Here is a 25,214-nt window from a genome sequence, read left to right on the forward strand (position 1 = left end):
GCGTTGTCTCGCCGGCGACGGCTGTTTCATGATGGCGTCGCAGGAGTTCGCGACTGCGGTCCAACACGGGCTTCCGATCATTGTCATCATCGTCAACAACGGCATGTACGGCTCGATCCGGATGCATCAGGAAAACCATTTTCCGGCCAGGCCGAGCGGCACGGACCTGCTGAATCCAGATTTCGGGGCCCTGGCGAAGTCGTATGGGGCGCACGGCGAGATCGTCGATCACCACGATCAATTCCCCGACGCCTTTGCCCGGGCGGCAAGGGCAGATCTGCCGATCGTCATCGAACTGCGCGTCAATCGCAATCAACTCACCCCGGATCGTAGCCTGTAAAGCTCGGCTTAAGAAAATCGAGCACGCCACATGGAACAGACATGAAGAACGATATCGAATTCACTTTGGTTGCCAAGAACGCCACCACGCCGCTCAAACTGTCGATCACGCAGGCGGTGATCGCCGGCTGGACCGGGCGCGATCCGGTCGCGCGCGACAAGCACATTGCCGAGCTCGCGGCGATCGGCATCGCGCCTCCGGCTTCGACCCCGATCTATTACCGATGTGCCGCGCGCAGGCTGACGACCGCCGGCAGCATTGAATGCACCGGCACCGAATCGAGCGGGGAGGTCGAGTTCGTGCTGTTTGGATTCGAAGGGCGTACGTTCGTCGGCGTCGGCTCCGATCATACCGACCGCAAGGTCGAGACCTACAACATCACGGTATCAAAGCAGATCTGCGACAAGCCCGTGGCGCCAATGCTGTGGGATCTCGCTGAAATCGAAGGCCATTGGGACCAGATCATGCTGCGATCCTGGGCGACGATCGACGGCGAACGCGTGCTTTATCAGGAAGGCGCGCTGAGCGGAATGCTGCCGGTGCCCGATCTGATCGAGCGCGGATTTGGCACTGCCCGACTGCCTGATGGCTGCGCCATGTTCTGCGGCACTTTCGCTGCCAAGGGTGGCATCCGCCCGGCCAGCCGCTTCGATTATGTCATTGAAGATCCCGTCTTGAAACGCAGCATCAGCCACGGCTACGAGATCATCACGCTGCCGGTGCTGGGCTAGGTGCCGCGGGCGGACTTCATCTGGGACTCGGTCGGCACCTTCCGATCCGGGTCCCTGTCATCCTTGTTGCCTTCAGACAGGCGAATGCGTCGCTCATAGTGGTGAGCCAGCTGCAGCAGGCGCCGCTTGATGAATGGATCTGCTTGCTCCGCAATAGCCCGAACCGCGCGCGCTCTTTCTCTGCAAAACTCGTCGTCCATCGATTTTGTCCCCGCAGACATTCAGCAAGCGGGGCGGACGTTAGCGCGGTTGGCCCGATTTATTTGTGATCGAGATCACACCTCCACGTCAAAGTCGGAGCGAGTTCCGGCAGCGTCAGCACGGCAACCGGGGCGGGTTTTTCGGCGCATGTTCTAGAGCGTTTTCGAGCGAAGTGGACACCGGTTCGCGTGAAGAAAACGCGTCAAAACAAGAATCTAGAGCTTCGGTTCTGATTTCATCAGAACCGAAATGGTCTAGAAGAAGCCCTTCGCCGGCAGCGGTGTGCCGCTGATCTCGTATTGTCCGATCGAGCGCGCCTTGAAGGTCGTTGGGTTGTGTGAGGACAGGGTCCGCGCATTGCGCCAGTGGCGGTCGAAGTTCGTGACCTTCTTGGTGGCGGAGGCGCCGCCGACGTCGAACAACAGGCTGCCGGCGCGGATCGCGAATTCGTCCGCCACGATCTTGGCCTTTGCCGACAGCAGCGCGGCGTTGTGCGCGGCCTCGACCGCGTTGGCGGCGCCCGCGTCGAATGCATCGGTTGCGACGTCAAGCGCGTCGGCCGCCGCGAGCACGACGGTCTCCGCGGCGAACGCGCCGCTTGCGATCTGGCCGACGGTCTGCTGCAGCAGCGGATCGTCGGTCGGGATCTGGCTTGGCGCGTAGTAGAAGGTCCGCTTGCGGGAGCGGACGAGGGCAGCGGCCTCGCGCAGGCTGGACCGCGCGATGCCGGCGACGATCGCAGTCAGGAACAGTTGCGCGAACGTGTTCGAATAGGGCACGCCGTAGCCGATGTCAGGCGCATCGAACACGACCTCCTGCCGTTTGACCTTCACGTTGCGGAAATGGGTCGTACCGGTTGCCGTCAGCCGCTGACCGAGCCCGTCCCAATCGTCGATCAACTCGACGCCTTCTCGCTTCACCGGGATGATCGTGGCGCCAGTCGCTCCGGACGGATCGGCGGCGCGCACCAGAACGTAGTCCGAATACAGCGTGCCGGTGCTGTAATATTTCGTGCCGTTCAGCAGGAATTCGCCGTTCTCATCCGGCGTCAACGTGGTGCTGGGCGTGATGTCGCCGACCTTCGGGCTTTCCAATTCGGTGGTCGCAAGTCCGATGATGGCGCCTCCCGCGACCGCCTTCTGCCATTCCCGGCTCTGCTCGTCCTTGGGCGTGCGCACCAGACGCTCGACCACGCTGAAGTGGTTGCGCAGAATATGCGCGACGTTGGCGTCGGCCTCGCCAAGGCGGATCACGACCTCGAACAATTCGCGGATCGTGCTGCCGGCGCCGCCGGCCGCCGTTGGCAGCCGCAGCGCGCCGAGCCGCGCCTTGCGGATCAGGTCGATCTCCTGGAACGGAAGGACACGGTCGCGCTCGCGCTCGCTGGCGCCTTCGGCAATATGTTTCAGGAGCGCTTCAATATCCGGTGAGCGGGGATCGAGACGGTGCGACGATCCCAAGGAAAGTGCAGATACAGGCTTGTTCATCGTTTGACCTGGATGGAGTTGGAATGATCGTTCAGAGTTGCGCGAGGTGGTCGGTGATCTTGACCGGCTCAGGCAAGACCTTGCGCGCCACCAGCCAGTCGGCGGCCTTCTGCAAGTCGGCGAGGAATCTTTCATCATTGACCGGGAAGTAGCGATATTGCCGCTTCAGCGCGATGAATTGGTCGCGCACCTGGTCGCTGTACTTGCCGGCCTTCTGCGCGATGTACTCGGCGTCCTTGCTGTTCTCGGAAATCCATTTTCCCTCGGCGCGGAAGGCGTCGTTCACGGCGCGGACCAGCGCCGGATTGTCGGTCGCGAATTTGCGCGTGGTCAGATAGGAGGTGTAGTCGATCTGGAAATCCAGGTCGCGCCCCTCGAGGAAGATGTCGTGCGCCTTGTATTCGAGCCGGGCGATGTCAACGCCGGGGCTCCACATCGACCAAGCATAGACTTTGCCGGAGGCGAGTGCCGGCGCTGCATCGGGCGGATTGAGGTAGACGAATTTCACCGCGGAGCGGTCGACCTTGTGCTTCTCCAGTGCTGCGACCAGCAGGAATTCGCCGAGGCCCGAACGGTTCACCGCGACCGACTTGCCGACGACATCCTCGATCTTGTTGATCCCGGAATCATCCTTGGCGATGATCGCAGTGGTGCGCGGCTCGTAGACGACGAATTGCGTGAACACCAGCGGCGAGCCGGCGATGATCGCGGCCAGCGCCGGCGTGGTGCTGCCGCCGAAGCTGAAGTCGGCACTGCCGCCGGTCACCGCCTGCAACGTCGGAGCATGGTTCGGGAACGGCCCGAGCCATTCGACCTTGATGCCGTCCTTGGCCAGCAGCTTGTCGAATTCGCCGCGTTCCTTTGCGATCAGGTTGAGGCCGCTAAGGCCCCAGGTGAGGCGGACCGTATCGGTGGTGCGGCCGGTCGCCGATCGCGCGGTCCTGGGCAAGCCGAAGCCGCCGAGCACGCCCAGGCCCGCGGCGGCAGAGCCGAGGAAGCGGCGGCGGGACGGTTTTGCGAACGAGAGGTCAACCATGGATGAACGATCCCTTTAAAATAGCTCAAGCGGTATGGTGAGTCGCAGCGACGCCGAGTTCCGCAAGCAACTCGGCACGGGCGATCCGGCTCGCGCCATTGCCATTGGTTCGATGTTCGAACGCGATGCGGCCTTCGCGCATCACCAGGATGCGGTCGGCGAGGGCAATCGCTTCGTCGACGTCGTGTGTCACGAGCAGGACGCCCGGCCGATGGTTTGCCACCAGTTCGCGGACGAGATCGTGCATGCGGATACGGGTCAGCGCGTCGAGCGCGGCAAAGGGTTCATCGAGCAGCAATAGCTCCGGCTGCTGCACCAGGGCGCGCGCCAGCGCGACGCGCTGGGCCTGCCCGCCGGAAAGGTTGCGCGGCCAGTCATCGAGCCGGTCGCCGAGGCCGACCTCGGCCAGCGCTGCTGCGGCGCGTTCGCGCGGATCCTTCACCTGCAGTCCGAGCGACACGTTGCGCCAAAGACTGTCCCACGGCAGCAGGCGGTGCTCCTGGAACACGACCGCCGGACGTCGCGGCGCCACGATGCGGCCGCCGTCGATTGGGTCGAGCCCTGCCAGCGCGCGCAGCAGCGTGGTCTTGCCGCAACCGCTTTCGCCGAGCAGCGCCACGAACTCGCCGCGCTCGATGCGCAGATTGAGGTTTTCGATCACCACGCGCTTGCCATAGGCACGGCGCAGGTTGGTCACCACCACCGCGGGCGAGGCAACGGAGGAGGGCACGACATGAAGGGTCATCGCGCGCCTCCATAGTTCGGGTGCCAGGCGAGCAAGCGCCGCTCGAGCAAGCGCGCGATCGCGTCCGCCGCGACGCCGATCAGCGCATAGATCACGATCGTCAGTACGATCACGTCCGTGCGCAGGAATTCGCGGGCATCCATCGCGAGGAAGCCGATGCCGGACTGCGCGCCGATGGTCTCGGCCACCACCAAGGCAAGCCATGCGGTCGCGAGCGCATAGCGCATGCCGGTCAGGATCGAGGGCAGGGCGCCCGGCAGGATGATCCGCCGGATCAATTCAAGCGTGCCAAGTCCCTGGATGCGTCCGAGCTCGATCAGCTTCGGATCGACTTGGCGGATTCCCAATGTCGTGTTGATGTAGATCGGGAAGGTGACGCCAAGCGCGACCAGGAAGATCTTCTCGGCCTCTCCAACGCCGAGCCAGACGATCACGAGCGGCAGCGCCGCCAGGAACGGGATCGCGCGGATCATCTGCACGCTGCGGTCGATTGCGGCCTCCGCGATGCGCGAGAAGCCGACCAGCGTGCCAAGCGCAAAGCCGATGGCGCCGCCGATCGCAAAGCCGGCCACAGCGCGCAGCAGGCTGATGCCGAGATCGTTGAGCAGGCTTCCGGTGGTCACAAGCTTGAACGCCGTCCTGACGACCTTGCTCGGCGCCGGCAACACCTGAGGTGACAGCCATCCGGCCTGCGCCAGCACTTCCCAAACGACGAGCAGCGTCACTGGCGCGAGCCAGGAGAGCAGTTGCAGTCCGCGGCGGCTCAGCTCGAATGGTTTCCGCGGGGATGCAGCCGCGCCGTCCTTGCTCTCGGTCCCATCAAATTCGGCCGGGGAAACGGTTTGTTCCAGGTTGCTCAAGACAACGTCGTCCTCGCTTCATCGTGTTGCATGATGCGCGCGCCGATGAAGCGACATCAGGATGCCACGCGCGAGGCACATCGGAGCACCCACCCAACTGCAGCGCTCCGCCGCGTGAGTGCACGCCCTTCCATACGTCGCAAAATGTCCCACGAATTTAGCCGGACAGAAATAGAGCGGTTTTCCAATTGTCTGGTGCCGGAGAGTTTTCTGGTTTCTTTGCGCGCGCAAGACGGCAAAGAATATCTTTCACCGCGGCTGCGCTTGATCTCGCTTCGCGCTTTGGCGAAAACAGCCGCGCTTCCGCCACGGCATGATGCGCGCAATTCGAGAGAAATCACAAATGACGGCACGACCGCTTCGTTTCGGCATCTGGGCATTGGTTCATGGACCGCGTGCCGCGCATCAGGATCCGGAAGAACCCTATGATGCGTCGTGGGAACGCAACCGCGATCTGGTGCTGGCAGCGGAGCGGCTCGGCTATGACTCCACGCTGGTCGCGCAGCACACCATCAATCCGCATCAAGAGGATCTCGATCAGCTGGAGGCGTGGAGCGCGGCGGCGGCGCTTGCGGCACTGACGAGCCGGATCGAGATCATCGCCGCGATCAAGCCGTATCTCTATCATCCGGTGGTGCTGGCGAAGATGGCGCTCGGCATCGAGAACATCAGCCGCGGCCGCTTCGCGATCAATCTCGTCAATGCCTGGAATAAGCCCGAGCTCGAAAAGGCGGGCATCGGCTTTGCCGAGCATGACGCGCGCTATGCCTATGGCCGCGAATGGATCAGTGTGGTGTCGCGCCTGATGCAGGGCGAACGCCTGACCTACAAGGGCGAGCATTTCGACGTGCGCGACTATGCGCTCCGGCCCGCCGACCTCTACCGGCAACGGCCGCTGATCTATGTCGGCGGCGAATCCGAGCCGGCGCGGGCGCTGGTCGCCGATCACGGCGACGTCTGGTTCATCAACGGCCAGCCGCTGGCGGATGTCGCGGCGCTGATTGCCGATGTCGCGGCGCGCCCGCGGCTCTCGGCGCCCTTGCGCTTCGGCCTTTCGGCGTTCGTGGTCGCGCGGCAGACCAACGACGAGGCGCAGGCGGCGTACCGGCGGCTCCTGGACCTCGCCGCCAAGGATGCGCCGATGCGGGCGATCCAGAAGCAGAACACCGATCCGAAGGTCGTGATGATGCAGACGATGCAGAAGTCCGCGCGGGTCGGCAGCAATGGCGGCACGGCGGCCGGCCTTGTCGGCAGCTATGACGAGGTGGCGTCGCGCATCCTTGCATTCCACACAGCAGGCATCGAGCTGTTCATGCTGCAGTTCCAGCCGTTCGAGGCGGAGATGGAGCGTTTTGCCAGGGAGGTCATCCCGCGCGTGCGGCAGGCGCAGTCCGCGGCGGCGGCCGACGGAACTGCATTGTTGGCAGGTTCACGCTAGCGATCGGTCGGTGCCCAAAAAACCGGCACACAGTCTGGCGGAAGGAATTTCTCTTGCCGAGGCGAGCGACGAAAGCTTGGCCTACGTCTCCGCCGATTTCTGGAATTGCCAGCGGCCCCTGCTCGCGTAATTTTGCAGTGCAGCGCGCAGCCGAAAGACCGGATTTCAGCAATGAATGTGCATCAATCTCTCGCGGCCTCACGACCGCCGGAGGCATTTCCGCCCGTCGCCCCCGATGTCGTCTCCAAGGAGGCGATGGTGCGGTTCGAGGCCGTCTCGAAAACCTACCCCGCCTATCGCGGTAAGCCGAGCGTCACGGCGCTGCAGGACATCGACTTCGCAATTCCCCGCGGCGCCATCACCGGCGTGATCGGCCGCTCCGGCGCCGGCAAGTCGAGCCTGGTCCGGCTGATCAACGGGCTGGAGAAACCGACGACTGGCCGCGTCATCGTCGATGGCAGCGACATCTCGGCGCTTTCCGGTCGCGAGCTGCGGCTGGCGCAACGCTCGATCGGCATGATCTTCCAGCACTTCAACCTGCTGTCGTCGCGGACGGCGGCGGACAATATCGCCTTGCCGCTTGAAATCGCCGGCTGGTCGAAAGCCGAAATCGCCGCGCGCGTCACCGAGCTGCTCGACCTCGTCGATATCGCCGACAAGCGCAATCGCTATCCGTCGGAGCTATCCGGCGGCCAGAAGCAGCGCATCGGCATCGCGCGTGCACTGGCGACGCGGCCGAGCGTGCTGTTGTCGGACGAGGCAACCTCGGCCCTCGATCCGCAGACGACGCGCTCGATTCTCGACCTGCTCGCCAATATCAACCGCGAGCTCGGCGTGACCATCATCCTGATCACCCACGAGATGTCGGTCGTACGGCAGCTTGCCAAGGAGGTGATCGTGCTCGATGCCGGGCACATCGTCGAGCGCGGTCATGTCGCCGACATCTTCACCCATCCGCAACATGCGATCACCCAGAGCTTTCTCTCCGAGGTTCTCGGCGATGCGGTTCCGGTCTCCCTCTCGAGCCGGCTGCAGCATCAGCCGACGCCGGGCGGCCAGGCCGTGATCCGCGTGCTCGTCCGCGGCGATGGCGGCGATCGGCTGGTGGCGCGGCTGTCGCGCGAGCTTGCGATCGACGCGGCGCTGTTGTCGGCCCGGATCGACGAGATCGGCGGCCAGCAGGTCGGGTCACTGACGCTTGGCGTGCCCGGCGACGAGGCCGTTGTTGCGCGCGTGCTGTCCTTCCTTGCCCAACATCGGTTTTCCGCGGAGCGCCTCGGCTATGTCGCCTGAACTCATCAATCTCATCATCCAGGCGACCGGCGAAAGCCTGTTCATGGTCGCGGTCTCCGCCTCGCTCGGCACGTTGTTCGGCCTGCCGATCGGCGTGTTCCTCGCGACCAGCCGCAAGGGCGAATTGTTTGCCGCGCCGGCTGCGAATGCGATCCTTGGCGTCATCGTCAACGCGACGCGTTCCACGCCCTTCATCATCCTGGTCGTCGCGATCATCCCGTTCACGCGCCTTGTCGCAGGAACCTCGATCGGCTCGGGAGCGGCGATCGTTCCGCTCACCATCGCCTCGACGCCCTTCATCGCGCGCCTCGTCGAGGGCGCGATCCGCGAGGTCGATGCCGGCCTGATCGAAACCGCGTCGTCGTTCGGCGCCACCCCGCTGCAGGTCGTGCTCAAGGTCCTGATCCCCGAGGCGCTGCCAGGGCTCGTGCTGTCGCTGACGCTCGCGGTGGTCAGCCTGCTCGGCTATTCGGCGATGGTCGGCGCAGTCGGCGGCGGCGGGCTGGGCGATCTCGGCATCCGCTACGGCTATCAGCGCTTCATGCCGGGCATGATGCTGGCCGTGGTGGTGGTCCTGATCGCGCTGGTGCAGACAGTGCAGACCGCCGGCGACTATCTGGCGCGCCGGGTCAACCGCCGGCTGCGCCATCGTTGAGCCCTCGCGGGCGCCGTCAGGATCCTTTCGGCGCCCAGATCTTGACGTCGGTGGTATTGACCTTCTTCGGGATCAAGCCTTCGGCGACGAACGCATCGGCGATGCGCTGCTGCTCCGACAGGCCGGGGACGGTGACTGCGCCGACGTTATAGGAGCGGTGGCTGTTGGCTTCTTCCACTGCCGCGGCGTCGATGCCCCAGAGGCCGGCGAGAATGGTCGCGGCATCCTTGGGGTTGGCCTTCACCCACTTCCCGGTCTCAGCAAGCTTGTTGAAGATCACGTTGAGCGCGTCGCCGCGGCGATCGGCAAAGGCAGCCGAGGCGACATAGTAACGCTTATAGCTTGCGAGCCCGTTGCTGCCGTCGGAAAGGGTCCGCGCGCCGGACTGGCGGCTGGCGCTGGTGAGGAAGGGATCCCAGGCCACCCAGGCATCGACATTGTTGCTGACGAAGGCGGCGCGGCCGTCGGCCGGCGTCAGGTAGGCGGGCGTGATGTCCTTGAAGGTGAGGCCGGACTTGGCGAGCGCTGCAAGCAACAGGAAATGGCTGCCGGCGCCTTTTGTCACCGCGACCTTCTTGCCCTTGAGATCGGCCACAGATTTCACGGGCGAGTCCTTCGGCACCAAAATCGCCTGCGCCGACGGCGATGCGGCTTCCTCGGCGACATAGGCGAGCTTGGCGCCGGCGGCCTGCGCAAAGATCGGCACGGTGTCTGCGACATCGGCGCCGAAATCGACGCTGCCGACATTGATGGCCTCGAGCAGCGGCAATCCGCTGGTGAATTCGTGCCAGGACACAGTGATGCCGAGCGGCGCGAGCGCCTTCTCCAATTCACCATTGGTCTTGAGGATCGCGGTCAGCGTCGAGGATTTCTGGTAACCGATCCGGATTTCCTCCGAGATCGCAGGCCGCGCCAGCGAGATCATCGCCAGCAGGCCAAGCGCGCTCATGGCGAGCCGGCGCGTGATGGGTTTGATCCGGGAGGCGGCTGGAACTTGCGAACGCGGGCGAGGCGAGAACAACATATCTGTGGCTTCCAAAATAATGCGGATGAATTCCGGAACCTCATTTGCGATCAATCGCGTGCCGGTGGCAATTCCGGAGAAGTCGTCCGATGTGGTGCAAAATTCTCCGCGGACGGCAATTAAGAGAATTACGTTTCGCGTGACATGCTGTCACCGTGCTGCATCATCCGTTCGTACGGAGGACCGATCGGCTACGGAGAACAGAAGCATCGCGCTGCACCATGTAGAGCAAATGTTTTGTTCCCCACGTTGAATGATCGCAGCCGTTTCGTCGTTTTGTCGCGCAGGCGGTTGAAGCCACCAATGATCGGCGCTAGTGCCAGCCGAGTTACGTTTGTGTGATCTTTGGAGAGCTTTATGCGAATCTTTACCGCGATCGTTGCGGCAGCCGCCTTGTTTGCCGGCGCCGCACGGGCCGAAACCATCCGGGTTGGCGTCACTGCCGGGCCCCACGCCGAAATCATCGAGGTGGTGAAGAAAGTGGCCGCCGAACGCGGCCTCGACATCAAGGTCGTCGAATTCACCGACTACGTCATTCCCAATCAGGCGCTGGCGCTGAAGGATCTGGAAGCGAACTCGTTCCAGCATGAGCCCTATCTGAAGAACCAGATCTCCAAGACCGGCTGGAAGATCGTGAAGGTCGCCAATACCATCGCTTCGCCGCAGGGCGTCTACTCGCTGAAATACAAGAAGCTGGCGGATCTGCCGGAGGGCGCACGGGTGGCGATCGCCAACGATCCGTCGAACGGCGCGCGCGGACTGATGATCCTTGCCCTCCACGGCGTGATTAAGCTGAAGGACTCGAACAACGTCGCCTCGACGATTGCCGACATCACCGAAAATCCGAAGAAATTGCGCTTCGTCGAGCTCGACGCGGCACAGCTCCCGCGCTCGCTGCAGGATGTCGACCTCGTCTCGATCAACAACAATTACGCGGTGCAGGCCGGCCTCAATCCCGCGACCGACGCGATCGCGCATGAGTCGAAAGATGGCCCGTGGGTCAACATCATCGCTGTACGCGAGGAAGATAAGGACAAGCCCTGGGTCAAGCAACTCGTCGACGCCTATCACTCGCAACAGGTGAAGGAGTTCCTCGATAAGCGCTTCAAGGGGACCTATATCGCCACGTGGTGATAGACCTGACGTAGGGTGGGCAAAGCGAAGCGTGCCCACCATTGCGAGCGGAGTGCTTGATGGTGGGCACGGCGCAAAGAGCGCCTTTGCCCACCCTACGCGGCGTTTGTTCGCTTCGCGCTGCCGAACGGCTAATACACTATTCGGCGGCGTTGGATCGAACGGCATCGGTCGCCAGGCGGCGAAATCCCGCGCCCGGATGCGTCGCATGCAGGCGCGGTCCGCGTCCCGGAAACAGCTTCTCCCGTAAGGTGCCGTCGCGATAGGCGGTCTTGTAGACGCCGCGGGATTGCAGTTCGGGCACCACCAGATCGACGAACGCATTCAGTGATTCCGGCACGACAAGGCGGAACAGGTTGAATCCGTCCACGTCGGTCTCTTCCGCCCAGGCGATCAGTTCGTTGGCCACGTCCTGCGGCGAGCCCACCACGAAGGGTGAGCGTGCGCCGAGGTGGCTCAAGCTGGCAAGGTCGCCGATCTTCGCCGGCCACTCGCTGCGCAGCGTAAAATTCTCGACCATCGACTGGATCGCATTGCTCTCGACATATTGCACGGCCTCTTCGGGACGGTAGGTCGAGAAGTCGATGCCGGTCCATCCCGAGAGCAGGGCGAGCTGCCCGGCTTGGTCGACATGGCGGGCGTAGTCTTCCAGTAGATCGTTGGCTTCGGCGCGAGTCGGCGCGACGATAACGGTGGCGCCGGCGAACAGCCTGATGTCATAGGGATCGCGCCCGAACTCCTTGGCGGCCTCCCTGATCTCGCGGACGGCGCGGGCGAGGATCGGCCTGGTCTGGCCGTTGAGGAAGATCGCTTCCGCATGCCTCGCGGCGAAGGCGCGGCCGCGCCGTGACGTTCCCGCCTGATACAACAATGGCGTGCGCTGCGGCGACGGTTCGGCGAGATGGATGCCGTCGACGCGATAATGCGAGCCTTCGTGCCTGACACGATGGACCTTCGCCGGATCGGTAAACACGCGCGTTTCGCGGTCGCGGCGGACCGCGTCATCCTCCCAACTGCCTTCCCAGAGCTTGTAGACGGCGGCGAGAAAATCCTCCGCCGCGTCGTAGCGTTCGTCATGGGCGCGGGCGGTGGGCAGGCCCATCCCGCGCGCGCCACTGTCGAGATAGCCGGTCACGATGTTCCAGCCGATCCGTCCTTTGGTGAGATGATCGAGTGTCGAGAAGCGGCGCGCGAATTGATAGGGATGCTCGAACGTCAGGTTCGACGTGATGCCGAAGCCGATATGCTCGGTGACCAGCGCCATTGCGGAGACCAGTAGCGTCGGCTCGGCGTTGGGCAACTGGACGGCGTGGCTGATCGCCGTATCCGGATTGCCGCCATAGACATCGTAGACGCCAAAGACATCGGCAAGGAAGATGCCGTCAAGCAGGCCGCGCTCCGCGGTCCTGGCATAGTCGGTCCAATAATGAAGCGTGTTGTAGTCGATCGACGCATCGCGCCGATGCGACCACAGGCCGGCCCAATTGTGGCTCGGCGCGGTCATGTTGAACGCGTTGAAGCGAAGTTCTCGCGGTCTCGTCATCAGCCGTTCTCCGCAACGGGTTCGTGTTTCGCGGAAACTATCACGCCAGCCGGACGACGTTGTTTTCAATTTGCCGTGGCGGATGAAAGATTACCGCCGCGTCAGGCTAAAGCCGCAGCACGCGCATCGCTATTTTCTCCGACGCCTCGACAGCGAAGAGATCGGCAAGCATCATTCGTCAACGGCGCTCGTGAGGCCGCCTCATACGATCCTTCGAGAAGGGATGGACCTGACAAGATGAAGACGTTCATGCGTATGGCGCAGGCCGCCGGCCTGTTGCTTGCCCTCACCACAGCCGCGGTTGCCGACGAGCCGCTGAAGATCGCGACCAGTGCCGGCCCGGTCGGGCAGTTGGCTGGCTATGCGGCCAAGCTCGCCAAGGAGAAGGGGCAGGACGTCAGGATTGTCGAGCTCAGCGACTGGGTGGCGCTGAACGAAGTGGTCAACAGCGGCGATGTCGATGCGAACCTGTTCCAGCACGGGACTTACCTGGCGCTGCAGAACAAGCAGCGCGGCTTCAATCTCGTTCAGGTCGACAAGGTGGGCGTGATCGCGCCGGTCGGATTGTTCTCGAAGACGATCAAGAGCCTCGACGAGATCAAGTGTGGCGATTCCGAACGAGCCCTTGAACGGGGCGCGCGGATTGATCCTGCTCGAACGCGCCGGCCTGATCAAGCTGACGCCGGGCAAGGGTTTTTCGGTGAGCAAGTTCGACATCATCGAAAATCCCAAGAATTTGAAGATCGTCGAACTCGATCCCGCGCAGACCTACCGTTCGCTTGACGACGTCACGCTGGCGCTCGTCAACGTCACCTATCTGATCCCGGCCGGCGGCGATCCGAAATCGGCGCTGATCATCGACCGAACCATCGATGACGGCCTGGTGCTGCGCTTCACCGCCCGTGCCGACAAGAAGGACGATCCGCGCCTGAAGGCGTTCATCCAGGTCTTCAATTCGCCGCAGGTGAAGCAGTTCATCGAGGAGAAGCTGCCGGCCTTCATCCCGGCGGGGTTCGACGGCTAGGCTCCAGGCAAGTCAGGACGAGCTGCGGACGATCGGCGCAGCGTCGCGATCGGTCGGCGTCACCGGGTGCAGGATGCTGGTCCGATTGCGTCCCGCCTTCTTCGCCGCGTACAGGGCGGAATCGGCCGCCGACATCAGCCGATCCAAGACGATGTCTCGAGCGTCGGCGATCGATATCCCGGCGCTCGCGGTGGCCATGATTTGAATGTTGTCATGAAGGATCGGCGCATCGCTGAACGTGGCGCGAACTCGATCGACGACGAGCCTTGCATCGTTGATCGTGGTGTTCGGCAGCAGCAGCGCGAACTCTTCCCCGCCGATCCTGCCGAAGACGTCGCCCTGGCGGATCGCCCGCGCGGCACGCCTGGCGAACTCGGCGATGACCTCGTCTCCGGCAGGATGGCCATGCTTGTCGTTGATGGCCTTGAAGTAGTCGATGTCAAAGAGGGCAATCGCGATGTCGCACGACTTGCCGGATAGTTTGGCAAGCCGGGCTGCGCAGGTCTCGAAGAAGCCGCGTCGATTGAGGACGCCAGTCAACTGATCGTTCATCGCGAGATCGCGGAGCCGGCGCTCGGAACGCTCGCCGATCATCAGAATGCCGAGGACGACGATCGCCACCATCGCGACGGCGGATTGGAACGGCGCAAAGGTGAGCCACCCCCGGAGCGGGCCCGCGCCGATTTCGTCGCGCATGACGAAGATGGCAATGGCCTGGCTGTAACTGACCACCGTCTCAAACAGGCAGATCAGCGCGATGCAAAGCCGCGGCGAAAGTTCCCGGGACGATGAACGCCAGAGATCGAGGCCGATCAGCAGGGTCATCGTGCCGATCGCGAGATTGTAATCGATCTGGCGAAGCGCGTAGCTCGGATACGCGAACGGCAGGCCCACTGCCCAGATCAGCGGCGGCAGCAAGGCCAATACAGGTAGCGGTCGTTGGTCGAAAACACGCACACCGCACCAGAGCGCGCCCGCGCCAAACAGGGCGAAAAAGCCGGGAACGCCGAACGCCGAGAGCTGGGGCAGCGTCTGGCGCTGTGCGGCAAGGATGACGCCAAGAAAGGACAGCAGGAACCCGAGGATCCACCAGGAATAGGACTTAGTGGAGCGATCCCGCACCCATGTGATCACAACGATCAAGCAGCCAATCGCGCATGCGGCCTCGGCCAACAGCCCGACGGTGAACATATCGAACAAGGACCACAACTCCGGACCTTTCCCCAGCACGACCAGCTATCCGCCCGACCTTAAAGTAACGAGAGCGAATTCACTACAATTCGATCGATTCGGTGGCGGTTGAGCAGAGCCGGAAACGGCGAGGGCTGCGGCGATGCCGCAGCCCTCAGGTCATTGAAGATCGTGGATTCGCTCAGAACCTGTAATTGACGCCGGCCTTGACCGTGTGAAGCTTGGTGCTGACGTCCATGCTGGCGCTCGAGAAGAAGCCGTTGGCGACGTCATCGACCGCGCTGTTGAACACGGTGTGGCTGCCAAGGTCGACGTAGAGATATTCGGTCTTGAAGGACCAGTTCGGCGCGACGGCGTATTCGAGACCGGCGCCCGCGGTCCAGCCCCATTGCGTGTCGCTCGCCGAGATCACGGCCGGCAGCGGACCGACAAGTCCATTGGCGTTGAAGCTGGCGTGCGATTTGACCTTGCCGTAAGCCGCGCCGCCGGTCGCGTAGAGAAGGACCCTGTCCCAGGTGTAGCCGAGGCGACCGCGAACGGTGCCGAACCATTCGATCTCGGATCCGATGTCGAAGCCTGCGTTGCCGACAACGCCCGGAGCGGTGAAGAGCGCGGCGCCCGCGAGCTTGCCCTCGATACCCGACCATTCGAAATCGGCTTCGATGCCGGCGACCACATTGTTGGCGAACTGATAATTGTAGCCGATCTGGCCACCGCCGAAGAAACCGCTCGAGTTCAGGTTGAGATTGCCGGCGATGCTCGATTCGAGCGCAGGTGCTTCCGCCTGAAGCTGCCGCTGGAATGCCTGGAACGGATAGTTGAACTTGTCGCCGCCAAAGCCGACATTGGCGCCGATATAGAAGCCGGTCCAGGAGAACACTGGGACGGCCGCGATGGGCGGCGCCTTGACCGGATAGGACAGATCGGCGGCAAAAGTCGGGCCCGCCGCCAGGCCAAGACCAAAGACAGTGCCGAGTAGAAACGTCTTCATTACCACGCCCCTAAATTTCCCTGGAGAAAGGGTTTTCCAATGCATCGCCGTCATGGAACGGCGACATGTGAAGGCTGGGCGAGCGCGTCGCGACCTCGCAGGGGGTGAGCTCGACGCAGTTCCTCGCAGCAGCCGTGTCGCAACATGGCAGGGGTTGCACCGATGGTCTTGTTCTCGCCCGCACCGGATTTTAGCCCGAGCGCGCTCCCGCTAAACCGTTCGTCCATGTGGCTGTTGTGCAACAACCCGAAGCGGCATCAGCGATTCGCGGCGCGCTGCGGCAGAGTTACTCATGGCTCGCACGGAGCGGCGCCCGTAACATGGCTGTGTAAGTGCAATTTCAAGAACAATGCATCAAACAAGTTTCCACTCCGACAATCTCGATCCCGCGCTTGAAGACGATCGAAGGTTTTCTCTCTGGTATGAGAAGGTGGAGGCGCTCACCTGTTGTGTCGACATCACGAGGTTCGAGGACCGACCGTTTTCCGGGTTCCTTCGCTGGTCCGGCTTTCAGGACATTCACGTCACCCGATTCGGGGGCGCCTTCGGCAGGGTGAAGCGATCGAGAAGCGCCATTTCTCGCGGCCCCGATGACGATTTCTGCCTCGTCTTCCACCGCGGAACCGGCACGCTGCGGGTGGATCAGTCAAATCGCGAAGCGACTCTCCCTTCCGGCGGCGTATTTCTCGGGACAAATGGTGTGCCGACGGACATGGCGTCCGATATGCCCTTTGCCTGGACGACGTTGACGGTCAGCCGGGACCAACTGACTGCGCTGGTCAGCCAGGCGGACGACCTGTTGGCGCGGCCGCTCGATCCGCAGCGGCCGGCCGTCGCTCACCTGCGGCGCTATATCGAAAGCGTCGTGAAGCTGTCGCGTGCGCCCCACGATCCGCAGCTCGACGGGCATATTCGCACCACTCTTCTCGACCTGATCGCGCTGGTGCTCGGCGCGCGCGGTGATGCCGCGCAGATCGCCACGACGCGTGGCCTGCGGGCATCGCGCATTCACGACATCATTGCCGAGATCGATCGAAGCTTCATGAGTGCCGGTTTCTCGGCAGCGAACGTTGCCCGCCATCTCGGTCTCTCGACCAGATATGTGCAGGATCTCTTGCACGAGACGGGCCAGAGCTTCACGGAGCGTCTGCTGGAGCGTCGCCTGCAGCAGGCGCGGCAGATGCTTACGAGCGAGCAGGGAGATCGTCTCAAGATCAGCGAGATCGCGCTCGCATGCGGCTTCGGCGAGGTCTCCTACTTCAACCAGCGGTTCCGCCGCCGTTTCGGAGTCACGCCGACAGAGTGCCGCCGCGATTCGTCTCGCTGAAGCTCTCACGCGGTCCGTCGGGCCTCCAATTTGCGACCCGATGCATCAGAGTTCTCAGGGCAACGCGCGCGCAACAGCGCGATATCGGCTGCCGAGAGCCCGAAGTTCAAGAGTTTCTCGTCACATATATTGCCAAGCCATGCGCGTATACGTTGCTTCGCCGGATCACCCTGGGCTCGAACCAACCTTCTGACTAGGCCCGAGGTCGCAGCCGATGTCTGCAACACAGTTTCGTGCTTCATGATGCTGTCCTATCGAAATGCAAACCGTGTCGGCGCGCGAATTCAACGGGCGCGCGGTGCGCGCCGTTGATCATCAGCGATCGAGGTCCTTGCGCGCTGTGTAACGGGCTAGGTTTCGTGCCTGCGGATGGATGCGATATCGTAGCGGGACAATCCGACGTCGCGCAGCATTCGGTCGTCGAGATCCCGCAGCTCTGCCATGGCCTGGCGTATCGCCAGTTCTTCCCTCATCTTCGACAGCAGGAACGTCACCATCGCGCTGATCGAGATATACCATCGCGGAGCGTTCGGCGCCTGTCGGGTCTGTTTCGGATATGGGCGGGTGTAGAACAGTTGGTCGATGTGCGACATCGATATCTCCCGGCAAATATCAGTCGCCGAGACTCTGGCGCGGCCATGTTTCCGGAACATTCCGACGCGGGAAAATACGGCTACGGCCGTAACGCGGGGCCGCGGCGGCCTTCCTGGCGATAACGCATAACAGAGCTCACGCCACCTCGCCCTCGATGCAGCCAGCACCATTGGTAAAAAAATACGCTGACATCGCGCCGATGTCAGCCGGCCATGCTATGAAGGGACCGGCGCAGTCGCCGTCTCTCTAAAACAACCCCAAGGACTTTCGTATGAAAGTGGTCAAGCTCTTCGGTCTAACACTAGGTGTGTCACTTGTGCTGTCCTCTGCAGCGCTGGCCCAGGACATCAGGGTGGCGGTTGCCTCTTCGATCACTGGCGGCGAAGCCGCGTTCGGCCGCCAGTTCCAGAACGGCGCCGAGCAGGCGGTGGCCGATATCAACGCCGCCGGCGGTCTCCTCAACAGGAAGCTAGTGCTTGATGTCAACGACGATGCCTGCGATCCGAAGCAGGCGCGCTCGATCGCCGAGAAGATCGCCAGCGCGAGAATTCCGTTCGTCGCCGGCCACTATTGTTCTTCGTCGTCGATCCCGGCCTCGGAAGCCTATGCGGACGGCAACGTGCTGCAGATTTCGCCGGGCTCGACCAATCCGCTGCTTACCGAGCGCAAGCTGTGGAACGTGCTGAGGGTCTGCGGCCGCGACGACCAGCAGGGCCTGGTTGCCGCCGGCTACATCGCCAAGAACTTCGCCGGCAAGAACATCGCGATCCTCAACGACAAGACCACCTACGGCAAGGGACTTGCCGACGAAACCAAGAAGGCGCTCAACAAGGCCGGCGTCACCGAGAAGATGTTCGAGTCCTTCAACAAGGGCGACAAGGATTTCAATTCCATCGTGTCTCGGCTCAAGCGCGAGAACATCGATCTGGTCTATGTCGGCGGCTATCATCAGGAAGCGGGCCTGATCCTGCGCCAGATGCGCGATCAAGGGCTCAAGACGGTGCTGATGGCGGGCGATGCGATCAACGACCGCGAGTTCGCCTCGATCACCGGGCCTATTGCGGAGGGCACATTGTTCACCTTCGGTCCCGATCCTCGCGAAAAGCCGACCGCAAAGGCCATCGTCGAGAAGTTCAAGGCCAAGAACATCGATCCCGAGGGTTACACGCTCTACACCTATGCGGCGTTCCAGGTGTGGTCGCAGGCGGTGGCGAAGGCCGGTACGACCGACCCGAAGAAGGTGGTCGATGCCATAAAGGCCGGCGAATGGGACACCGTGATCGGCAAGTTGGCCTTCGATGCAAAGGGTGACATCAAAGCCATCGATTATGTCGTCTATAAGTGGGACGGCAAAGGCGGCTACGCGCAGGTCGACAAGGCGCTGTGAGGTAGCGTGAGGTCCAGGGCCAACGAGCGAGTTTCGCTCGTTGGCCTATGTTGGTGGTACAAGGCGCAGACCTCAGCCGCGCTGTCGTCCCTGCGAAAGCAAGGACCCATAACCACAGGGAGTGGTTGTGGCGCAAGCAAGTGGCTGCAGCCGAGCACACAACAGGGGCCTGTGGTCATGGGTCCCGGGTCAAGCCCGGGACGACGGCGGTATGTGTATCACGGCCTGTTTCCTGACTCGCCCGACTGCCATTACCAAGAAAAGCAGCGCAACGAGAGCGCAGAATTCCATCACGCCGGCCATCGACAGTGCCGTCCGGCCGTCGAAGAGAACGGCCGTGAGCGCGCTGGTCAATGAGCCTGATATCATCACAAGACTGTTGGTTGCGGCGCTGACGGTGCCCGCCATGTCCGGCAGCGCTTGCAGCGCTCCCTGCATGAGGCCCGGCGCCGCGATCCCTCCGCTGAATGTGAGCGTGACGAATAGCAGGATGACGACGGTGGTCGGCGTCCAGCTCAGCAGCGTCATGGCCAGCAGGATCGACGATGTAAGAACCTGGATGGCAAATCCGATCGACAACGAATGATGCGATGGAACTCCGCGCGCGTTGAGCCGGCCGTCGACGAACGCTCCAGCCATTCCGGCGAATGCAGTCAGGCCGAATATGATTCCATATTGACTTGAGCTCATCCCGGCGACCTGGACAAGGAAAAGGGCCGATCCGGTCGCATAGGCGGCGAGAACTCCGAAGGACGCCGCGGCGGCAAGGAGATATGCGCGGCAGGTCGGATGCGACAGGACGCAGCGATAATCTCCGATAAGCGCCAGAAGGCTCAAGCGGGTCGCCGATCGCGGCTTCAGGTCATAGTCGGGGCCAAAGCGCTGGCCTACCAGCAAGACAATTCCGAGCGCTGCAAGGCTTGCATAGATCGCGCGCCAGCCCGCAAGGTCGAGCAAAGCCGCTCCGGCCATCGGCGCGGCGATCGGGGAGACGTAGATCGCCATCACGATATTCGACAGTTTTTGGCGGACGACAGTATCGTCGAACGCGTCACGGGCGATCGCGATGGCAAGGGTCATGGCCGCCGCGCCGATGCCCTGGATGACGCGGCATGCAATCAACACCGGCAGCGACGGTGCCAGCGCGCATCCGACCGATGCCATGATGAAGATGATGGTGCCAAGCGTGACCATCGGTTTGCGACCGTATCGATCCGACAGCGGCCCGAACAGCAGCGGCGCAAGGCCGAAGCTGATCATGTAACTGCTGATCGTCAGGCCGGCACTATGTACCGGAACTGCAAGAGACGTGGCTGTGTCCGCGAGGGCCGGCAGTGCCATGTCGGTGCCGAAGCCCGGAAGGGTGGCCATCAAACCGAGCAGGCACGTGAACGCGAGCGAGTCCGTCTTGCCTGGAAGCGCCGTCATTTGGATTGAGCTTGTCGAAGTTCTGTCAGTCAACTGAGCGCCGGATCGAAGGACCTCGCCCAACACTGTCAGCGCAATATTGCGCGTTGATTTCAGTCCGCACGCGCTCTGTTACTTCCGTAACGCGAAGCTGATTCGACCGATTGTTGCGGCTGTAGCGCATTCGTCCATTCCGGTGACTTTGCCGTAACAGCGACCGAACAATAATGAGACGCCGTGCTTGGCCCGTCGCAGCCGACGAGCCGTCAATGACCGCGGCTCAACTGCTCAGCTCAACGGAGACCGTGCATGAAGGCGCTTCTCGTCTCGTCCCCGATGATGGGACATCTCCATCCAGTATTGGGAGTCGGGCGGATACTGATCGCCGACGGCTGGAATGTCATGGGCCTGACATCGAGCTATCTGCGAGACCGTGTCGAAAAGATCGGCGCTCAATTCCGCAGTTTCGTGCCGGCGGCCGACGTCGATACGCGAGACGCCGCCAAACTGTTTCCGGAAATCATGACAGCGGCGCCGGGCGCACAGCAGTTGCGGCTGATCCTGGAGCAGGGTTTCGCCAATTTCATGCTGGCTCAGTATGAGAGCATCAAAATCGTCATGCAGGAGTTTCCTCCCGACATCATCATCGGCGATCATCTCATGCTGGGTGTGTTGCCGATGCTGCTTGGTCCTCGTGCGCAGCGGCCGTCCGTGGCCCTGCTTGGAACCACCTACCTCCTGTCACGTCGAGACGACGGCGCCCCGAACGATGCAGGCATTCGGCCCGCGCGCAACGACCAGCAACTAAGGGAGTATGCCTCGCTCTTTCAAACCTACGAACAATCCGTCTTTGGCCCGGCCGGACGATGCGTGAACGAGTACCTGGCCCAGATCGGGAGCAGGCCGCTGCGTTTGAATCTTTATGACGCGATGGTGGAGCTGCCCGATATCTATCTGCAGCTCACGGTGCCGCGGTTCGAACTGCCGCGCCGCCGGCTGCCAAGTTCGGTGCACTTCGTCGGCCCGCTGCCGATTACGCCGAACCAGGCGCCAGTGCCGTCGTGGGCCTACGAGTTGGACGGTTCACGCAAGGTCGTCCTTGTGACCCAGGGCACGTTGACCAACAACGATTTCAGCGAGCTGACCCTGCCGACGCTGGAGGCGCTGGCGAACGAGCGGGATGTTCTCGTCATGGTGACGACCGGCGGGCGTCCGATCGACGCGCTCGGTGGACCCCTGCCTGGAAATGTGCGGGTCGCGCAGTATCTCCCGTTTGAGTGGGCGTTGTCGAAAGCCGATGCATTCGTGACGAACGGCGGTTACGGCAGTGTCAATCAAGCCTTGAGTTACGGCGTTCCCATCGTCGCAGCGGGAACGGCAGCCGACCGCGGCGATGTCAGCGTCCGCGTCGCCTGGTCCGGGGTCGGCGTCAATCTGGCGACCAACGCACCCACCGCAGAGCAATTGCGTCCCGCTGTACGCTCGGTGCTGGATGATCCGAGATATCGCCAGCGCGCAGCGTCGCTGGCGGAGGACATTCGCGAGATCGATACCCCTTCGGAGATCCGCTGGCTGCTTCGGCAGCAGATCTCGCTCCACTCTCAGGATGGCCTGCGCCCCAAGGCGGGCGCGGCTAAGGCTTGACCACGACCAGCACGACCACCGCCATCACGCAGACGAGGATCAAGGGCAGCGTTGTCCGGGGTTTTAGCGCCTTATTCCTGACAAGGCGCCGGAGCTGGCCTGACTGGATTCCATGTACGGCCGAGAGCACAACGACAAAGGCAAACTTGATTTGCAGCCAGGTGCTTGAGAACCACCCGGCCGTGACCGCCAACGTCAAGCCGAAAGCCCAGACCAACAGCATGGCCGGCGTGGTCAGCCAGCGTTCCGATTTGGCCAGAAAACCCGCAACGGGCTCGACCGATCCCGGATTCGCGCGCTCCGCTGCCAGCACCATCGATGTGGTGACGGTACCGGCTACAAAAAAGAAGGCGCTGACGACATGCAACGCCTTCAGCCATGGGTAAAGCGTAGCAAGGCTCACTGGACCACACCGGTGCGCAAGGCCGCGGACTTTCGTGCAATGAGCCGCGCATTGGCAAAGCCCGCGAACGGGATGAACGCGACCGCGAACAGCCGCACCGCCTCCGATCGGCTCCAGCCGCCTTCCGCGATCGCCTGGATCGCAGCCCAGCAATAGCCGAGAAACGCAAGGCCGTGGACCGGCCCCATGACATGGACGGCGACGTTCCAGCCGGCGATATGCTTCAGTGGCACGGCGACTGCGACAAGCAGGACCAGCGTTGTCGCCTCGAGGACCGACAGCATTCCAAGCCACCGCAACTGTGTCGATTCGTAATCGTCGGACACGCGCACCTTCCCGCTTCAAGACCGGCGGCATGCATAGACAATGCCTCGCGCATTCGGTGAGTGACCGAAATGACAACCTGCGATCATTTCCTGCCAAACCGCGTTTCGGCTATGTTCGCCCTGGAAAATGCTCGCTCCGAGGTGGTCATGCATAGAGTTTCAGTTCTCGCGATGGACGGCTTCGTACCGTTCGACCTGTCGGTCCCGTGCGAGGTGTTCGGGCGCGCGAGTGGAGCGGCGGGCGTCGCCAGCTATAGTGTCCGCGTGTGCAGCGAAGCGACCGAAGTTCGGTCGAGGAATTTCACGTTACAAACGGAGTGGGGCCTTGAGGAGCTCGCGTCGGCCGATACGGTCCTGGTGCCGGGAGTGGAAGATCCGACCGCTCCGGTCTCCCCGGCCGTGCTTGGGGCGCTTCAATCTGCCTGGGAGCGCGGCGCCAGACTGGCGTCGATCTGTTCGGGAGCCTTCGTTCTGGCGGCAACTGGCCTCCTGGATGGACGCCGGGCCACGACGCATTGGATCTGCGCAGACGAGTTCGCACGGCGCTATCCGCGCATCCAGGTCGATCCAAACGTGCTGTTCGTCGACGAGGGGCGCCTGATCACCTCCGCCGGAGCCTCAGCGGGAGTGGACATGTGCCTGCATCTGCTACGACGCGATCACGGTCAGGCGGTTGCGGCCGACGCGGCGCGGCTCGCCGTTGCTCCCCTGGTCAGGGACGGCGGCCAGTCCCAGTTCATCAGGCACGAACCGCCAAAATCCGCCGCCAGCCTGGCCTCGCTGCTCGACTGGATGAGCGCCAATCTCGACCGCACGCTCACGGTTCGGTCGCTGGCCGACCGGGCGCGCATGAGTCCGAGGACACTGGCGCGACGCTTCCAGGAGCAGACCGGAACGACGCCGCTGCAATGGCTGCTCAAGATGCGCATTCGCCGGGCGCAGGAACTGCTCGAAACCAGCGTGGCTTCGGTCGATCAGATTGCAAGCTCGGTCGGATTCGAATCCGCGGTTACCTTCCGATCGCGCTTCCGGAAAGTCGCCGGCATCAGCCCGACCGCCTACCGTCATCGCTTCGGTGCCCGGGAGCACTAATTTATTGTCCGACATATACGTTCCGGTGGATCTGGCTCGCTCTCAGAAGCCGTTTCGAAAAATATCTATAAATCACAAACGCTTATGACAATAGCTTGGCGCGAAGTGTCGATTTCGCTATTGCCAATTGCAAGTTCGGCTGTCCTGGCGCTAACTTTTGGTCCGACAATAATAGATCCCGGGCCGTCCAAGCGGCGGGAGGCGAGGGCTCCAACCTTGATATTCGGAACAGGGAGGTCGAGGCGCGCGTGATTGCTGATCCGTCGCTATCAGGAAATCCGGGACTGCTGTCGGCCGCGGAAACCGCGCCGGCCGATTGGGATCGCCTTGCGCGCTATCTGGAAGCCCACGGCATGAATGTCGATCTGGCGCAGCCGATCCGGCAGTTCGCCGGTGGCCTCGCCAATCGCAACTATCTCCTGAACGTCGACGGCGCGCCGACTGTCCTGCGCCGTCCGCCTGACGGCGATCTGCCGCCGGGCGCCCACGACATGGCGCGCGAGCATCGCATCCTGTCGCGCCTTGCCGATGCGCTGCCCTTCATCGCAAGGGGGCTGCACTATTGCGGCGACCGCGGCGTCATCGGCGTTCCCTTCCAACTCATTGAGTATCGCGCGGGGCTCGTCATCCGCGGCGCAGATCTGTCGCCGCTGCAAGGACGCGACGACGCACCCGGGATTCTCTCGGAGATGATGGTTGCGACCTTGGCCGCGCTGCACGGGGTCGATGCGCGCGCGGTCGGTCTTGAGGATCTCGGCCGCCCCGAGGGGTTCATCGCCCGCGCGATTGCCGGCTGGTCGAAACGTGGGGCGCTGGTTGCCGACGGCAGCATGTTGCCGGGTCTATTGCAGGACATTTCGCGGTGGCTGTCCCGGCAGACATTCCGCGAGCGGACGCCGACGCTGCTGCACTGCGATTTCAAGCTCGACAATCTGATCCTGAATCCGCAGACGCTTTCGCCGGTCGCGCTGGTCGATTGGGACATGGGAACGCGGGGCGATCCGCTGTTCGATCTGGCGACGCTCTTGAGCTACTGGGCGCAGCCGGATGATCCGCCGGCATTGCAGCGCCTGCAGCAGATGCCGACAACTCATTCCGGATTCTGGCGGCGCGCCGAGGTTGCGCGGCGCTATGCCGATCTGACCGGACTGGATATCGACGATCTGCCGGCGATGCGCGTGCTCGCGCTGTTCAAGCTCGGGATCGTGTTCCTGCAACTGCACCGGCAATGGGTCAACGGCGCGGTGAAGGACAGTCGCTATGCCGACTTCGCCCGTCTTGGCGAGGACATTCTCCTGGTCGCGCGCGACGCAGCGACCGGAACTGAGCGAGGAAACTGAC

Annotated in this window: 24 protein-coding genes and 1 pseudogene; 12 read left to right on the forward strand and 13 right to left on the reverse strand. The window is 62.8% G+C overall.

The features are described 5' to 3' along the window. The first annotated feature begins 28 nt into the window (after positions 1-28). Both ACZIRK_RS09955 and ACZIRK_RS09960 read left to right on the forward strand, forming a co-directional pair. Entirely contained in the window at positions 29-340 is a 312-nt protein-coding gene (locus tag ACZIRK_RS09955; RefSeq protein ID WP_463327330.1) for a thiamine pyrophosphate-dependent enzyme, read from the forward strand. Between the two features lie 41 nt (positions 341-381). Then, positions 382-1,071 (forward strand): DUF2848 domain-containing protein, encoded by a 690-nt coding sequence (locus ACZIRK_RS09960; protein WP_463327300.1) that lies wholly within the window; start codon positions 382-384, stop codon positions 1,069-1,071. Here ACZIRK_RS09960 and ACZIRK_RS09965 read toward each other — a convergent pair. The 5 genes from ACZIRK_RS09965 to ACZIRK_RS09985 all read right to left on the reverse strand — a co-directional run bounded on the left by ACZIRK_RS09965 (position 1,068) and on the right by ACZIRK_RS09985 (position 5,307). Next, the gene (locus tag ACZIRK_RS09965; protein WP_130224220.1) at positions 1,068-1,271 is read right to left on the reverse strand and encodes a hypothetical protein; all 204 of its coding nucleotides are present in this window, start codon (positions 1,269-1,271) and stop codon (positions 1,068-1,070) included. The two genes, ACZIRK_RS09960 and ACZIRK_RS09965, sit on opposite strands and share 4 nt — an antisense overlap. A gap of 255 nt (positions 1,272-1,526) precedes the next feature. Beyond that, a complete protein-coding gene (locus ACZIRK_RS09970; RefSeq protein WP_463327301.1) occupies positions 1,527-2,759 on the reverse strand; it encodes an acyl-CoA dehydrogenase family protein in 1,233 nt (410 codons plus the stop codon). Positions 2,760-2,790: 31 nt separating this feature from the next. Beyond that, on the reverse strand, positions 2,791-3,795 hold the full coding sequence (locus ACZIRK_RS09975; RefSeq protein WP_463327302.1) for an NrtA/SsuA/CpmA family ABC transporter substrate-binding protein: 1,005 nt from the start codon (positions 3,793-3,795) through the stop codon (positions 2,791-2,793). Between the two features lie 25 nt (positions 3,796-3,820). Then, on the reverse strand, positions 3,821-4,540 hold the full coding sequence (locus ACZIRK_RS09980) for an ABC transporter ATP-binding protein (RefSeq protein ID WP_456641112.1): 720 nt from the start codon (positions 4,538-4,540) through the stop codon (positions 3,821-3,823). Beyond that, the gene (locus tag ACZIRK_RS09985) at positions 4,537-5,307 is read right to left on the reverse strand and encodes an ABC transporter permease subunit (protein WP_463327331.1); all 771 of its coding nucleotides are present in this window, start codon (positions 5,305-5,307) and stop codon (positions 4,537-4,539) included. Before ACZIRK_RS09985 ends, ACZIRK_RS09980 begins: the two co-directional genes overlap by 4 nt. 436 nt (positions 5,308-5,743) lie before the next feature. On the opposite strand from ACZIRK_RS09985, the gene ACZIRK_RS09990 reads away from it, so the two are divergent. The 3 genes from ACZIRK_RS09990 to ACZIRK_RS10000 all read left to right on the forward strand — a co-directional run bounded on the left by ACZIRK_RS09990 (position 5,744) and on the right by ACZIRK_RS10000 (position 8,786). Next, the gene (locus ACZIRK_RS09990) at positions 5,744-6,838 is read left to right on the forward strand and encodes an LLM class flavin-dependent oxidoreductase (protein WP_463327303.1); all 1,095 of its coding nucleotides are present in this window, start codon (positions 5,744-5,746) and stop codon (positions 6,836-6,838) included. Positions 6,839-7,009: 171 nt separating this feature from the next. Then, complete coding sequence (locus ACZIRK_RS09995; RefSeq protein ID WP_463327304.1) at positions 7,010-8,131, forward strand: methionine ABC transporter ATP-binding protein; 1,122 nt, start codon at positions 7,010-7,012, stop codon at positions 8,129-8,131. Beyond that, positions 8,121-8,786, forward strand: coding sequence for a methionine ABC transporter permease (locus ACZIRK_RS10000; protein ID WP_028162066.1), 666 nt, complete (start codon positions 8,121-8,123; stop codon positions 8,784-8,786). Before ACZIRK_RS09995 ends, ACZIRK_RS10000 begins: the two co-directional genes overlap by 11 nt. 16 nt (positions 8,787-8,802) lie before the next feature. Here the strand turns inward: ACZIRK_RS10000 and ACZIRK_RS10005 are convergent, their stop codons facing one another. Next, positions 8,803-9,735: an aliphatic sulfonate ABC transporter substrate-binding protein gene (locus ACZIRK_RS10005; protein ID WP_207230959.1), complete on the reverse strand. Its 933-nt coding sequence runs from the start codon at positions 9,733-9,735 to the stop codon at positions 8,803-8,805. Between the two features lie 432 nt (positions 9,736-10,167). On the opposite strand from ACZIRK_RS10005, the gene ACZIRK_RS10010 reads away from it, so the two are divergent. Then, positions 10,168-10,944 carry a MetQ/NlpA family ABC transporter substrate-binding protein gene (locus ACZIRK_RS10010; RefSeq protein WP_463327305.1) on the forward strand — a complete coding sequence of 259 codons (777 nt, stop codon included), beginning with the start codon at positions 10,168-10,170 and terminating at the stop codon, positions 10,942-10,944. Positions 10,945-11,083: 139 nt separating this feature from the next. On the opposite strand, the gene ACZIRK_RS10015 is transcribed toward ACZIRK_RS10010, so the two are convergent. Further along, entirely contained in the window at positions 11,084-12,487 is a 1,404-nt protein-coding gene (locus ACZIRK_RS10015; protein ID WP_463327306.1) for an LLM class flavin-dependent oxidoreductase, read from the reverse strand. Between the two features lie 255 nt (positions 12,488-12,742). Between ACZIRK_RS10015 and ACZIRK_RS10020 the strand changes: the two are divergent. Continuing rightward, a pseudogene (locus ACZIRK_RS10020) lies at positions 12,743-13,511 on the forward strand (MetQ/NlpA family ABC transporter substrate-binding protein). Between the two features lie 12 nt (positions 13,512-13,523). Here the strand turns inward: ACZIRK_RS10020 and ACZIRK_RS10025 are convergent. Further along, positions 13,524-14,702 carry a GGDEF domain-containing protein gene (locus ACZIRK_RS10025; RefSeq protein WP_463327307.1) on the reverse strand — a complete coding sequence of 393 codons (1,179 nt, stop codon included), beginning with the start codon at positions 14,700-14,702 and terminating at the stop codon, positions 13,524-13,526. Between the two features lie 181 nt (positions 14,703-14,883). Further along, on the reverse strand, positions 14,884-15,693 hold the full coding sequence (locus ACZIRK_RS10030; protein WP_463327308.1) for an outer membrane protein: 810 nt from the start codon (positions 15,691-15,693) through the stop codon (positions 14,884-14,886). 349 nt (positions 15,694-16,042) lie between these two features. Here ACZIRK_RS10030 and ACZIRK_RS10035 point away from each other — a divergent pair, with 349 nt between their 5' ends. After that, positions 16,043-17,020: a helix-turn-helix transcriptional regulator gene (locus ACZIRK_RS10035; RefSeq protein ID WP_463327309.1), complete on the forward strand. Its 978-nt coding sequence runs from the start codon at positions 16,043-16,045 to the stop codon at positions 17,018-17,020. Between the two features lie 350 nt (positions 17,021-17,370). Here ACZIRK_RS10035 and ACZIRK_RS10040 read toward each other — a convergent pair whose 3' ends face one another. Continuing rightward, on the reverse strand, positions 17,371-17,613 hold the full coding sequence (locus ACZIRK_RS10040; protein WP_463327310.1) for a DUF1127 domain-containing protein: 243 nt from the start codon (positions 17,611-17,613) through the stop codon (positions 17,371-17,373). Positions 17,614-17,885: 272 nt separating this feature from the next. Here ACZIRK_RS10040 and ACZIRK_RS10045 point away from each other — a divergent pair, with 272 nt between their 5' ends. Continuing rightward, positions 17,886-19,001, forward strand: coding sequence for a branched-chain amino acid ABC transporter substrate-binding protein (locus tag ACZIRK_RS10045; protein ID WP_130224245.1), 1,116 nt, complete (start codon positions 17,886-17,888; stop codon positions 18,999-19,001). A gap of 189 nt (positions 19,002-19,190) precedes the next feature. Here ACZIRK_RS10045 and ACZIRK_RS10050 read toward each other — a convergent pair whose 3' ends face one another. After that, positions 19,191-20,429, reverse strand: a complete 1,239-nt coding sequence (locus tag ACZIRK_RS10050; protein ID WP_463327311.1) for a multidrug effflux MFS transporter — start codon at positions 20,427-20,429, stop codon at positions 19,191-19,193. 447 nt (positions 20,430-20,876) lie between these two features. Here ACZIRK_RS10050 and ACZIRK_RS10055 point away from each other — a divergent pair, with 447 nt between their 5' ends. Further along, positions 20,877-22,052: a glycosyltransferase gene (locus tag ACZIRK_RS10055; protein ID WP_463327312.1), complete on the forward strand. Its 1,176-nt coding sequence runs from the start codon at positions 20,877-20,879 to the stop codon at positions 22,050-22,052. Here the strand turns inward: ACZIRK_RS10055 and ACZIRK_RS10060 are convergent. Both ACZIRK_RS10060 and ACZIRK_RS10065 read right to left on the reverse strand, forming a co-directional pair. After that, positions 22,042-22,419, reverse strand: coding sequence for a CopD family protein (locus ACZIRK_RS10060; RefSeq protein ID WP_474417779.1), 378 nt, complete (start codon positions 22,417-22,419; stop codon positions 22,042-22,044). The genes ACZIRK_RS10055 and ACZIRK_RS10060 overlap by 11 nt on opposite strands. A gap of 32 nt (positions 22,420-22,451) precedes the next feature. After that, the gene (locus tag ACZIRK_RS10065; RefSeq protein ID WP_245287183.1) at positions 22,452-22,781 is read right to left on the reverse strand and encodes a DUF3817 domain-containing protein; all 330 of its coding nucleotides are present in this window, start codon (positions 22,779-22,781) and stop codon (positions 22,452-22,454) included. Positions 22,782-22,928: 147 nt separating this feature from the next. On the opposite strand from ACZIRK_RS10065, the gene ACZIRK_RS10070 reads away from it, so the two are divergent. Together ACZIRK_RS10070 and ACZIRK_RS10075 are read left to right on the forward strand one after the other, a co-directional pair. Continuing rightward, a complete protein-coding gene (locus ACZIRK_RS10070; protein ID WP_463327313.1) occupies positions 22,929-23,873 on the forward strand; it encodes a GlxA family transcriptional regulator in 945 nt (314 codons plus the stop codon). Positions 23,874-24,121: 248 nt separating this feature from the next. Continuing rightward, complete coding sequence (locus ACZIRK_RS10075; RefSeq protein WP_463327314.1) at positions 24,122-25,213, forward strand: phosphotransferase family protein; 1,092 nt, start codon at positions 24,122-24,124, stop codon at positions 25,211-25,213. The last annotated feature ends 1 nt before the right edge of the window (position 25,214 follow it).

It is taken from the genome of Bradyrhizobium sp. Leo114, from assembly GCF_055229415.2.

Bases quoted from the DNA above. Each gene is read 5' to 3' on its own strand.
- ACZIRK_RS10040 (WP_463327310.1), bottom strand. From the start codon at position 17,613: ATGTCGCACATCGACCAACTGTTCTACACCCGCCCATATCCGAAACAG.
- ACZIRK_RS10050 (WP_463327311.1), bottom strand. From the start codon at position 20,429: ATGACGGCGCTTCCAGGCAAGACGGACTCGCTCGCGTTCACGTGCCTG.
- ACZIRK_RS10005 (WP_207230959.1), bottom strand. From the start codon at position 9,735: ATGAGCGCGCTTGGCCTGCTGGCGATGATCTCGCTGGCGCGGCCTGCG.
- ACZIRK_RS10015 (WP_463327306.1), bottom strand. From the start codon at position 12,487: ATGACGAGACCGCGAGAACTTCGCTTCAACGCGTTCAACATGACCGCG.
- ACZIRK_RS09955 (WP_463327330.1), top strand. From the start codon at position 29: ATGATGGCGTCGCAGGAGTTCGCGACTGCGGTCCAACACGGGCTTCCG.
- ACZIRK_RS09970 (WP_463327301.1), bottom strand. From the start codon at position 2,759: ATGAACAAGCCTGTATCTGCACTTTCCTTGGGATCGTCGCACCGTCTC.
- ACZIRK_RS09965 (WP_130224220.1), bottom strand. From the start codon at position 1,271: ATGGACGACGAGTTTTGCAGAGAAAGAGCGCGCGCGGTTCGGGCTATT.
- ACZIRK_RS10000 (WP_028162066.1), top strand. From the start codon at position 8,121: ATGTCGCCTGAACTCATCAATCTCATCATCCAGGCGACCGGCGAAAGC.
- ACZIRK_RS10025 (WP_463327307.1), bottom strand. From the start codon at position 14,702: ATGTTCACCGTCGGGCTGTTGGCCGAGGCCGCATGCGCGATTGGCTGC.
- ACZIRK_RS09980 (WP_456641112.1), bottom strand. From the start codon at position 4,540: ATGACCCTTCATGTCGTGCCCTCCTCCGTTGCCTCGCCCGCGGTGGTG.
- ACZIRK_RS09960 (WP_463327300.1), top strand. From the start codon at position 382: ATGAAGAACGATATCGAATTCACTTTGGTTGCCAAGAACGCCACCACG.
- ACZIRK_RS10010 (WP_463327305.1), top strand. From the start codon at position 10,168: ATGCGAATCTTTACCGCGATCGTTGCGGCAGCCGCCTTGTTTGCCGGC.
- ACZIRK_RS10035 (WP_463327309.1), top strand. From the start codon at position 16,043: ATGCATCAAACAAGTTTCCACTCCGACAATCTCGATCCCGCGCTTGAA.
- ACZIRK_RS09995 (WP_463327304.1), top strand. From the start codon at position 7,010: ATGAATGTGCATCAATCTCTCGCGGCCTCACGACCGCCGGAGGCATTT.
- ACZIRK_RS10070 (WP_463327313.1), top strand. From the start codon at position 22,929: ATGCATAGAGTTTCAGTTCTCGCGATGGACGGCTTCGTACCGTTCGAC.
- ACZIRK_RS09975 (WP_463327302.1), bottom strand. From the start codon at position 3,795: ATGGTTGACCTCTCGTTCGCAAAACCGTCCCGCCGCCGCTTCCTCGGC.
- ACZIRK_RS10045 (WP_130224245.1), top strand. From the start codon at position 17,886: ATGAAAGTGGTCAAGCTCTTCGGTCTAACACTAGGTGTGTCACTTGTG.
- ACZIRK_RS09990 (WP_463327303.1), top strand. From the start codon at position 5,744: ATGACGGCACGACCGCTTCGTTTCGGCATCTGGGCATTGGTTCATGGA.
- ACZIRK_RS10030 (WP_463327308.1), bottom strand. From the start codon at position 15,693: ATGAAGACGTTTCTACTCGGCACTGTCTTTGGTCTTGGCCTGGCGGCG.